Here is a 10,161-nt window from a genome sequence, read left to right as displayed (position 1 = left end):
ACGGCGGCGCTGGACACGCTGGCCTTCCTGCGCGAGCACGACCTGTCCCACGTGGGCGTGGACATGCCGCAGGGACACCCCTCGTCGGTGCCGCCCGACCACGGCGCGGCCGCTCGGGGCGGTCGCCGCGCTCACGGCGCGGGCGCGACGGAGCCTCGGCCGGGGTCTCCCGACCCGGCACCGCGTCGCCCTTGTAGATCCAGACCTTCACGCCGATCCGGCCGAAGGTGGTACGGGCCTCGAAGAAGCCGTACTCGATGTTGGCCCGCAGCGTGTGCAGCGGAACCCGGCCCTCGCGGTAGAACTCGGTCCGGCTCATCTCGGCGCCGCCGAGACGGCCCGAGACCTGGACCCGGATGCCCTTGCAGACCGGGTTCTTCATCGCGGACTGCATCGCCTTGCGCATGGCCCGGCGGAAGCTGACCCGGCTGGACAGCTGCTCGGCCACGCCCTGCGCGACGAGCTGGGCGTCCGACTCGGGGTTCTTGACCTCGATGATGTTCAGCTGGACCTGCTTGCCGGTGAGCTTCTCGAGCTCGCCCCGGATCCGGTCGGCCTCCGCACCCTTACGGCCGATGACGATGCCCGGCCGGGCGGTGTGGATGTCCACGCGGACCCGGTCGCGGGTGCGCTCGATGTCGACCTTGGAGATCCCGGCGCGCTCGAGGCCCTTGGACATCATCCGGCGGATCTTGACATCCTCGCCGATGTAGTCCTTGTAGAGCTTGTCCGCGAACCAGCGGGACTTCCAGTCGGTCGAGATGCCGAGCCGGAACCCGTGCGGGTGAACCTTCTGACCCATTACTCGGCACCCTCCGTCTTGCTCTGCGTCTCAGCCGGCTCGGCCTGCTTCGCCGGGGCCGCCTTCTTCGCCGCCGCCTTCTTCGGCGCGGCCGGAGCCACCGCCTCGACCGCGACGGTGATGTGGCACGTGCGCTTGCGGATCCGGAAAGCCCGGCCCTGCGCCCGCGGCTGGAACCGCTTCATGGTCGGGCCCTCGTCCACGAACGCCTCGCTGACGAGCAGCGCGTCAGGGTCCAGCCGCTCGTTGTTCTCCGCGTTGGCGATCGCGCTCGCGAGCACCTTGTACACCTGCTCGCTCGCAGCCTGCGGCGCGAACTGCAGCACCGTGAGCGCCTCCTTCGCGGGCAGGCCGCGGACGAGGTTGACCACCCGGCGCGCCTTCATCGGCGAGATGCGCACGTGCCGCGCAACCGCCCGCGCGCCCGGAAGCACCGGAGCGTCGCCCTTTCCTGGCATCGCTGTAACCCCTTGTTCCTCTATCCGTATGCCCGCGGCGTCAGCGCCGACGGCTCTTCCGGTCGTCCTTCTCGTGACCCTTGAACGTGCGGGTCAGCGCGAACTCGCCGAGCTTGTGCCCGACCATCGCCTCGGTCACGAACACCGGGACGTGCTTGCGTCCGTCGTGCACGGCGATCGTGTGACCCAGCATCTCCGGGATGATCGTCGAGCGCCGCGACCAGGTCTTGATGACGTTCTTCGAGCCCTTGTCGTTCTGCGTCTCCACCTTCTTGAGCAGGTGGTCGTCGACGAACGGGCCCTTCTTCAGGCTGCGAGGCATGTCTTATCTCCCTCAGCCGCGCTTACGCGTGGCGTAGCGGCGGCGGACGATCAGCCGGTCACTCGGCTGGCCCTTACGACGGGTGCGGCCCTCGGGCTTACCCTGCGGGTTGACCGGGTGGCGACCGCCGGAGGTCTTACCCTCACCACCACCGTGCGGGTGGTCGACCGGGTTCATGGCGACACCACGGACCGTCGGGCGCTTGCCCTTCCAGCGCATGCGGCCGGCCTTGCCCCAGTTGATGTTCGACTGGTCGGCGTTGCCGATCTCGCCGATGCTCGCGCGGCAGCGGACGTCGACCCGCCGGATCTCGCCGGACGGCATACGGAGGGTCGCGTACGCGCCCTCACGGCCGAGCAGCTGGATGCCGACGCCGGCCGAGCGGGCCAGCTTGGCGCCGCCGCCCGGGCGCAGCTCCACGTTGTGGATCGTGGTACCGACCGGGATGTTGCGCAGCGGCAGGTTGTTGCCCGGCTTGATGTCGGCGCTCGGACCCGACTCGACGGCGTCGCCCTGCTTCAGGTCCTTCGGCGCGATGATGTACCGCTTCTCGCCGTCGGCGTAGTGCAGCAGCGCGATACGCGCGGTGCGGTTCGGGTCGTACTCGATGTGGGCGACCTTCGCCGGCACGCCGTCCTTGTCGACCCGCTTGAAGTCGATCAGACGGTACTGGCGCTTGTGACCGCCACCGTGGTGCCGCGTGGTGATCCGGCCGTGGGCGTTACGCCCGCCCTTCTTCGGCAGCGGAGCCAGCAGCGACTTCTCCGGCGTGGACCGGGTGATCTCGGCGAAGTCGGCGACGCTCGAGCCACGACGGCCCGGCGTCGTCGGCTTGTACTTACGGATAGCCATTGTCTACACCCCTCAGCTGACCGGGCCGCCGAAGGCCTCGATACGGTCACCGTCAGCCAGCTTCACCATCGCCCGCTTGGTGTCCTTGCGCTTCCCGAACCCGGTACGGGTCCGCTTGCGCTTGCCCTCGCGGTTGAGCGTGTTGACCGTCAGGACGCGGACGTTGAAGATCTGCTGGATAGCGATCTTGATCTCGGTCTTGTTCGCGTCCGGGTGCACCAGGAAGGTGTACCAGTTGCGGTTCAGCTCGCTGTAGCTCTTCTCCGAGACGACCGGCGCGACGATGATGTCGCGCGGATCGGCGATCGTGCTCACTTGCCACCCTCCTCGGTGGTCTCGGCGGGAACGCCCAGGAACTCGTCCAGGGCCTCCTTGGTGAAGACCACGTCGTCGGCCACCAGCACGTCGTACGTGTTGAGCTGGCCGGCCTCGATCAGGTGCACGCGGTTGTCCCGCGCGCTGCGCAGGTTGCGCAGCGACACCCAGTTCAGCTCGTCGGTGCTGCTCAGCACGACCAGGACCCGACGGGCCCCGGTCAGCTTGGTCAGCGTGGCCAGCGCGGCCTTGGTCGACGGCTTCTCGCCCGAGACGAACGCCTCGACGACGTGCACGCGCCCGGCGCGGGCCCGGTCAGACAGGGCGCCACGGAGCGCGGCGGCCTTCATCTTCTTCGGGGTGCGCTGGCTGTAGTCGCGCGGGACCGGGCCGTGCACCACGCCACCGCCGGCGAACTGCGGCGCGCGGATCGAGCCCTGGCGGGCACGACCGGTGCCCTTCTGCTTGTACGGCTTCTTGCCGCCACCGGCGACCTCGCCGCGGGTCTTGACCTTGTGCGTGCCCTGCCGGGCCGCCGCGAGCTGGGCCACCACGACCTGGTGCATCAGCGCGACGTTGGCCTGGACGTCGAAGATGTCGCCGGGCAGCTCGACCGAGCCGCTCTTGGAGCCTTCGACGTTGAGGACGTCAACGGTGGTCACTTGGCCACACCGCCCTTCTTCACCTTGGACTTGGCCGCGGTGCGGACCAGGACCAGCGCGCCCTTCGGGCCGGGAATGGCACCGCGGACGAGCAGGAGGTTGTTCTCGGTGTCGACCGCCTGGACGGTCAGGTTCTGGACGGTGTAGCGCACGCCACCCATCCGGCCGGCCATCCGGGTGCCCTTGAAGACACGACCCGGGGTGGCGCAGGCGCCGATGGAGCCCGGCGAGCGGTGCTTGCGCTCGACACCGTGGCTGGCGCGCAGACCGTGGAAGCCGTGCCGCTTCATCGGGCCGGCGTAGCCCTTGCCCTTGGTCTTGCCCGTCACGTCGATCGAGACACCGGCCGGGAACTCCTCGACCGTGACCTCCTGGCCGAGCGAGTACTCGGCGGCGTCCGCGGTGCGCAGCTCGACGATGTGCCGGCGCGGCGCGACGTCCGCCTTCGCGTAGTGCCCGCTGATCGGCTTCTTGACCTTGCGCGGGTCGATCGTGCCGTACGCCAGCTGGACCGCGGAGTAACCGTCCTTCTCGGCGCTACGAACCTGGCTGATGACGCAGGGGCCGGCCTGAACCACGGTCACGGGAACAACCTTGTTGTTGTCCCAGACCTGGGTCATGCCGAGCTTCGCGCCCAGGATCCCCTTGACTTGCCTGTCCATTTGTCCGGTCCCTACAGCTTGATCTCGATGTCGACGCCAGCCGGCAGGTCGAGGCGCATGAGCGAGTCGACCGTCTTCGGGGTCGGGTCGATGATGTCGATCAGCCGCTTGTGCGTGCGCATCTCGAAGTGCTCGCGCGAGTCCTTGTACTTGTGCGGCGAGCGGATAACGCAGAAACGGTTGATCTCCGTGGGCAGCGGCACCGGGCCAGCGACCTGCGCCCCGGTACGCGTCACCGTCTCGACGATCTTCCGAGCCGAGGAGTCGACGACCTCGTGGTCATAGGCCTTGAGCCGGATGCGGATCTTCTGTCCCGCCATGGTGGCTTCTGTTCCTTCTCTCGATGCCGCTGTGTTGCGGGTGCCTGTACCGGCTGGCACAGGCCCTCTTCGCCGACCCCCGCGGTCGGGCATGTCGCGCCCTGGGACCAGGCTCCGCCCCGGGACTCCGGAGCGGATCTGACCGCGCGGTGGGTCAAGGCGCCGATCGCATTACCGCGACCTGAACGCCGTGCGAGGGTGGTTGGCGGACGGGCCGCCAACCACCCCACGCCCGACTGCTCTGCCGCTCCGGAGGTTCAGCGTAAGCCGAACACGGCGCAGCGAACTGTCGTTACGCAACCTGACTAGTATGCCGCACGTCCGGCGGCGAGCCTAATCGGGGTTACCTAGCTCACTTGATGATCTTGGTGACGAACCCGGCGCCGACGGTGCGGCCACCCTCGCGGATCGCGAACTTGAGGTTCTCCTCCATGGCGATGGGCTGGATCAGCTTCACCGTCATGGTGGTGTTGTCACCCGGCATGACCATCTCGGTGCCCTCGGGGAGCGTGACGACACCGGTGACGTCCGTGGTCCGGAAGTAGAACTGCGGACGGTAGTTCTGGAAGAACGGGGTGTGCCGGCCGCCCTCCTCCTTGGAGAGGATGTAGACCGTCGCCTCGAACTCCGTGTGCGGGGTCGTGGTGCCCGGCTTGACGACCACCATGCCGCGCTCGACGTCCTCGCGCTTGATGCCACGCAGCAGCAGACCGACGTTCTCGCCCGCGCGGGCCTCGTCGAGCAGCTTGCGGAACATCTCGATGCCGGTGCAGACCGTCTTGGTCGACTTCTCGCGGATGCCGACGATCTCCACCTCCTCGTTCGGCTTGAGGATGCCGCGCTCCGCGCGACCGGTGACGACCGTGCCACGACCGGTGATCGTGAAGACGTCCTCGATCGGCATCAGGAACGGCTTCTCGGTCTCGCGCTCCGGCTGCGGGATCGCGGTGTCGACCGCGGTCATCAGGTCCATGAGCTTGCCGGTCCACTCGGGGTCACCCTCGAGGGCCTTCAGCGCCGAGACCCGGACGACCGGCAGGTCGTCACCCGGGTACTCCTGCGAGGAGAGCAGCTCGCGGACCTCGAGCTCGACGAGCTCCAGGAGCTCCTCGTCGTCGACCATGTCGCTCTTGTTGAGCGCCACGACGATGTACGGCACACCGACCTGACGGGCCAGCAGCACGTGCTCGCGGGTCTGCGGCATCGGGCCGTCGGTCGCCGCCACCACCAGGATCGCGCCGTCCATCTGCGCGGCACCGGTGATCATGTTCTTGATGTAGTCGGCGTGACCGGGGCAGTCGACGTGCGCGTAGTGCCGCGCCTCGGTCTGGTACTCGACGTGCGCGATCGAGATCGTGATGCCGCGGGCCTTCTCCTCCGGCGCCTTGTCGATCTCGTCGAACGGCGTGTACGGGTTCAGGTCCGGGAACTGGTCGTGCAGGACCTTGGTGATGGCCGCCGTCAGCGTCGTCTTACCGTGGTCGATGTGACCAATGGTGCCGATGTTGACGTGCGGCTTAGTCCGCTCGAACTTCGCCTTCGCCACTGGTGTCCTCCTGTGGACTTCTTGGTTCGTTCGCCCCGGCGCGCCGATTGGCGCTTAGGACTCTGTCGACAGCCTTTCCGGCCTGACGGCCGGAGAGCTTTGGTGGGTTCTGCGGCGATGAAGCCTACAGGCCCGGTCTCACGCAACCCGACCGTGGTGGCCGCGGGCGGGAGTTCCCTCCCGCGACCACCGACGGATCATCGGATCAGTTCAGGTGAGCGTCACTCACCGGTCGCCTTGGCGATGATCTCCTTCGCCACGCTCTGCGGAACCTCGGCGTAGGAGTCGAACTGCATGCTGTAGCTAGCCCGGCCCTGGGTCTTCGACCGCAGGTCGCCGACGTAGCCGAACATCTCCGACAACGGCACCAGAGCCTTCACGATGCGGGCGCCACTGCGCTCCTCCATCGCCTGGATGATCCCGCGGCGGGAGTTGAGGTCGCCGATGACGTCACCCATGTTCTCCTCAGGAGTGGTGACCTCAACGGCCATCATCGGCTCGAGCAGCGCGGGGTCGGCCTTGCGGGCCGCCTCCTTCATCACCATCGAGCCGGCGATCTTGAATGCCATTTCGGACGAGTCGACCTCGTGGTACTGGCCGTCCAGCAGGGTCAGCTTGACACCCACCAGCGGGAAGCCGGCGAGAATGCCGTACTGCATGGCGTCCTGCGCGCCCGCGTCCACCGACGGGATGAATTCCCGGGGGATGCGGCCACCGGTGACGGCGTTCGCGAACTCGTACGTCGGCGAGTCGTTGTCGAGCGGCAGCGGCTCCACGCTGACGATCACCCGGGCGTACTGGCCGGAACCACCGGTCTGCTTCTTGTGGGTGTACTCGATCTTCTCCACCTTGCGGCGGATCGTCTCGCGGTACGCCACCTGCGGCTTACCGATGTTCGCCTCGACGTTGAACTCGCGGCGCATCCGGTCGACCAGGATGTCCAGGTGCAGCTCGCCCATGCCGGAGATGACCGTCTGACCGGTCTCCTCGTCCAGCTTGACGCGGAAGGTCGGGTCCTCCTCGGCCAGCCGCTGGATGGCGGTGCTGAGCTTCTCCTGGTCGGCCTTGGTCTTCGGCTCGATGGCGACCTCGATGACCGGCTCCGGGAAGGTCATCGACTCCAGGATGACCGGGTTCGCCGGGTCGCACAGCGTGTCACCGGTGGTGGTCTGCTTGAGACCCTGCACCGCGATGATGTCGCCAGCCTGGGCCGAGCCGCGCTCTTCCCGCTTGTTGGCGTGCATCTGGTAGATCTTGCCGATGCGCTCCTTGCGGTCCTTGGTGGAGTTGACCACCTGGGTGCCGGTCTCGACCACGCCCGAGTAGACCCGGACGTAGGTGAGCTTGCCGAGGTGCTTGTCGGTCTGGATCTTGAAGGCCAGGCCGGAGAAGGGCTCCGACTTGGCCGGCTTCCGCTGCAGCGGCGTCTCGCCGTCGGTCGCCGTACCCTCGATCGCCGGAACGTCCAGCGGCGACGGCAGGAAGTCGACGACGGCGTCGAGCATGGGCTGCACGCCCTTGTTCTTGAACGCCGAGCCGCAGAGCACCGGGTTGGCCTTGCTGGCGATGGTGGCCCGCCGGATGGCGGCCTTGATCTCCTCGACGGAGATCTCCTCGCCCTCCAGGTACTTCTCCATCACCGCGTCGTCGACGTCGGCGAGGGTCTCCATCAGCTTCTCGCGCCACTCGGCGGCGGAGTCGGCCAGGTCGGCCGGGATCTCCTCGATGGCGTAGTCCTCACCCTTCTGGGTCTCCCCACGCCAGGTGAGCGCGCGCATGCCGATGAGGTCGACGACACCGATGTGGTCACCCTCGAGCCCGATCGGGATCTGGAGGACCAGCGGCGTGGCGTTGAGCCGGTCGATCATCATCTGCACGCAGCGGAAGAAGTCCGCGCCGGTGCGGTCGAGCTTGTTGACGAAGCACATGCGGGGGACGTGGTACTTGTCGGCCTGCCGCCAGACGTTCTCCGTCTGCGGCTCCACGCCGGCCACACCGTCGTAGACCGCGACCGCACCATCCAGCACCCGCAGCGACCGCTCGACCTCGACCGTGAAGTCGACGTGACCGGGCGTGTCGATGATCTGGATCGTGTGGCCCTTCCACTCACACTTGGTGGCAGCGGAGGTGATGGTGATACCACGCTCCTGCTCCTGCTCCATCCAGTCCATGACGGCAGCGCCCTCGTGGACCTCACCGATCTTGTACGTGATACCGGTGTAGAACAGGATCCGCTCGGTGGTCGTGGTCTTACCGGCATCGATGTGCGCCATGATGCCGATGTTGCGTACGTTGGCGAGCGCGTCTGCGGCGGCCACTTCAATCCCTACTTATCGTCGTCTCGACACAACTGGTGGCGGTTCCGGCGCCCGTGGGCGCCGGAACCAGGGTGTTACCAGCGGTAGTGCGCGAAGGCCTTGTTGGACTCGGCCATCTTGTGCGTGTCCTCGCGCCGCTTGACGGCGGCACCCAGACCGTTGCTCGCGTCCAGCAGCTCGTTCATCAGGCGCTCGACCATGGTCTTCTCACGACGCGCCTTGGAGTACGTCACCAGCCAGCGCAGACCGAGGGTGGTCGCCCGGGCCGGACGGACCTCGACCGGCACCTGGTAGGTCGCGCCACCGACACGGCGGCTGCGGACCTCGAGGGTCGGCTTGACGTTGTCCATCGCCCGCTTCAGGGTGACGACCGGGTCGGTGCCGGACTTCTCGCGGCAGCCCTCCAGGGCGGCGTACACGATGCGCTCGGCGAGCTGACGCTTGCCGCGCAGCAGGATCTTGTTCACCAGCTGGGTGACCAGCGGCGAGTTGTACACCGGGTCAGCGACCAGCGGCCGCCGCGGAGCGGGTCCCTTACGCGGCATGTCAGCTCTTCTCCTTCTTCGCGCCGTAACGGCTGCGCGCCTGCTTGCGGTTACGGACACCCTGGGTGTCCAGCGAGCCGCGAACGATCTTGTAACGCACGCCGGGGAGGTCCTTCACCCGGCCGCCGCGGACGAGCACGATCGAGTGCTCCTGCAGGTTGTGACCGACGCCCGGGATGTAGGCGGTCACCTCGATCTGGCTGCTGAGCTTGACACGCGCGACCTTGCGGAGCGCCGAGTTCGGCTTCTTGGGGGTGGTGGTGTACACGCGGGTGCACACGCCGCGCCGCTGAGGGGAACCCTTCAGCGCCGGGGTCTTGGTCTTGGTCGTCTTGGCCTGGCGGCCCTTTCGGACCAGCTGCTGGATCGTGGGCACCGGGTTTCTCCGCTCCCTTCGGCCGCATGGCGGCCGCGCCGTCTGACGTAACCGGCCTGCTGACCGGCTCTCCTACATTCCGACCAGGGCCGCCCCTCGGAGGCCCCGGCACCCGCGGTCGGGCGTGTCGCCCAGCTCACGGTCCCGTTGTCGGCGCTCGCACGCGACCCCGGGTCTGTCACCGGCACACGGCAGGCCGCGAACCGGGTCTTGTGGCTGTGTCGTGCCGCAGCCGGACCGTCGATATCATCGGATCCAGCGCACGCACGAGTTGCCCGGGCAGGCCCGGGCACAAGGGGAAAGAGTACCTACCACAACCGCGCTGGTCAAAACGGAGTGGCCGGTGGGGTGTCCCACCGTCCGTCCATCGGCTCCGCCGCGCCAACCCGCCCGTGATGGGCACCTACGAACACAAGTGTACCGGCTGTTCTCCGAGCGCGGCCCGTCGGCCCCGGTGCCCGGGCCACCGGAGCACGCCCGCCGTCCACCCACTCGGCCACACCGGTCACGACGGTCACGCGAACGACACCAGCAACGCCAGCCCCAGCCCGACCAGGCTCAGCAGCACCCCGGCCGCCCCGCAACTCACCCCGGCCAGCGCCAGACCGCGACCGCTGAAGCGCACCGCGGGCGGTGCCGCCGGGCGACGGATCTGCCGCAACCCGAGCAGGCCGGCGACGGCCGCGCCGGCACCGGTCAGCGCACCCAGCAGGGTGATCGCGCCGGCGGCCCAGACCCCGCCCTGGTCCCGGGCGACCAGGCCGATGCAGATCACCAGCAGCGACACCAGGATCGAGACGACACCGCCCACCAGCGCGCCGACCGCCAGGCCGGACGTGACCGGCGGCACGTCGAGGTGCACGACCCCGAACGGCGTACCGGCCAGCGCGACGGCTTCCCCCGGGACGCGCACCCCATGGCGGTGCTCTCGTCGGCGGTGAGCGCCCTGTCGACCTTCTACCAGGACAGCCTGGACCCGTTCG

Annotated in this window: 13 protein-coding genes and 1 pseudogene; 1 reads left to right on the top strand and 13 read right to left on the bottom strand. The window is 68.2% G+C overall.

Going from position 1 to position 10,161, the window contains the following annotated elements; genetic code table 11:
- From rpsC to AB0I76_RS14625, 13 genes are all read right to left on the bottom strand, one after another.
- Positions 1-802, bottom strand: an 802-nt coding sequence (rpsC, locus tag AB0I76_RS14685) for a 30S ribosomal protein S3 (protein ID WP_357034657.1), incomplete at its 3' end; no start/stop codon positions are given.
- Positions 802-1,260: a 50S ribosomal protein L22 gene (gene rplV / locus AB0I76_RS14680; protein ID WP_120729748.1), complete on the bottom strand. Its 459-nt coding sequence runs from the start codon at positions 1,258-1,260 to the stop codon at positions 802-804. The genes rplV and rpsC, both read right to left, overlap by 1 nt.
- 40 nt (positions 1,261-1,300) lie before the next feature.
- Positions 1,301-1,582 (bottom strand): 30S ribosomal protein S19, encoded by a 282-nt coding sequence (rpsS, locus tag AB0I76_RS14675; protein ID WP_007073032.1) that lies wholly within the window; start codon positions 1,580-1,582, stop codon positions 1,301-1,303.
- Positions 1,583-1,594: 12 nt separating this feature from the next.
- Complete coding sequence (gene rplB, locus AB0I76_RS14670) at positions 1,595-2,434, bottom strand: 50S ribosomal protein L2 (protein ID WP_148793471.1); 840 nt, start codon at positions 2,432-2,434, stop codon at positions 1,595-1,597.
- 12 nt (positions 2,435-2,446) lie between these two features.
- The gene (gene rplW / locus AB0I76_RS14665; RefSeq protein ID WP_076466668.1) at positions 2,447-2,749 is read right to left on the bottom strand and encodes a 50S ribosomal protein L23; all 303 of its coding nucleotides are present in this window, start codon (positions 2,747-2,749) and stop codon (positions 2,447-2,449) included.
- The gene (gene rplD / locus AB0I76_RS14660; RefSeq protein WP_357034653.1) at positions 2,746-3,411 is read right to left on the bottom strand and encodes a 50S ribosomal protein L4; all 666 of its coding nucleotides are present in this window, start codon (positions 3,409-3,411) and stop codon (positions 2,746-2,748) included. The genes rplW and rplD overlap by 4 nt, the downstream gene beginning before the upstream one ends.
- Positions 3,408-4,073, bottom strand: a complete 666-nt coding sequence (gene rplC / locus AB0I76_RS14655) for a 50S ribosomal protein L3 (protein WP_357034651.1) — start codon at positions 4,071-4,073, stop codon at positions 3,408-3,410. The genes rplD and rplC overlap by 4 nt, the downstream gene beginning before the upstream one ends.
- An 11-nt stretch (positions 4,074-4,084) precedes the next feature.
- Positions 4,085-4,393 carry a 30S ribosomal protein S10 gene (gene rpsJ, locus AB0I76_RS14650; protein ID WP_007073037.1) on the bottom strand — a complete coding sequence of 103 codons (309 nt, stop codon included), beginning with the start codon at positions 4,391-4,393 and terminating at the stop codon, positions 4,085-4,087.
- A gap of 352 nt (positions 4,394-4,745) precedes the next feature.
- Positions 4,746-5,939 carry an elongation factor Tu gene (tuf, locus tag AB0I76_RS14645; RefSeq protein WP_357034649.1) on the bottom strand — a complete coding sequence of 398 codons (1,194 nt, stop codon included), beginning with the start codon at positions 5,937-5,939 and terminating at the stop codon, positions 4,746-4,748.
- A gap of 221 nt (positions 5,940-6,160) precedes the next feature.
- On the bottom strand, positions 6,161-8,257 hold the full coding sequence (gene fusA, locus AB0I76_RS14640; protein WP_357034647.1) for an elongation factor G: 2,097 nt from the start codon (positions 8,255-8,257) through the stop codon (positions 6,161-6,163).
- A 74-nt stretch (positions 8,258-8,331) separates the two neighbouring features.
- Entirely contained in the window at positions 8,332-8,802 is a 471-nt protein-coding gene (rpsG, locus tag AB0I76_RS14635) for a 30S ribosomal protein S7 (protein WP_357034645.1), read from the bottom strand.
- A 1-nt stretch (position 8,803) separates the two neighbouring features.
- On the bottom strand, positions 8,804-9,178 hold the full coding sequence (rpsL, locus tag AB0I76_RS14630) for a 30S ribosomal protein S12 (protein ID WP_007465318.1): 375 nt from the start codon (positions 9,176-9,178) through the stop codon (positions 8,804-8,806).
- A 514-nt stretch (positions 9,179-9,692) separates the two neighbouring features.
- The gene (locus AB0I76_RS14625; protein ID WP_357034659.1) at positions 9,693-10,064 is read right to left on the bottom strand and encodes a hypothetical protein; all 372 of its coding nucleotides are present in this window, start codon (positions 10,062-10,064) and stop codon (positions 9,693-9,695) included.
- On the opposite strand from AB0I76_RS14625, the pseudogene AB0I76_RS14620 reads away from it, so the two are divergent.
- Positions 10,014-10,161 (top strand): annotated as a pseudogene (locus AB0I76_RS14620) (citrate (Si)-synthase); the annotation flags it as partial. The gene AB0I76_RS14625 and the pseudogene AB0I76_RS14620 sit on opposite strands and share 51 nt — an antisense overlap.

This window comes from Micromonospora sp. NPDC049799 (genome assembly GCF_040656655.1).
Lineage (GTDB): Bacteria > Actinomycetota > Actinomycetes > Mycobacteriales > Micromonosporaceae > Micromonospora.
This window is presented reverse-complemented; position numbering and strand designations above follow the sequence as displayed.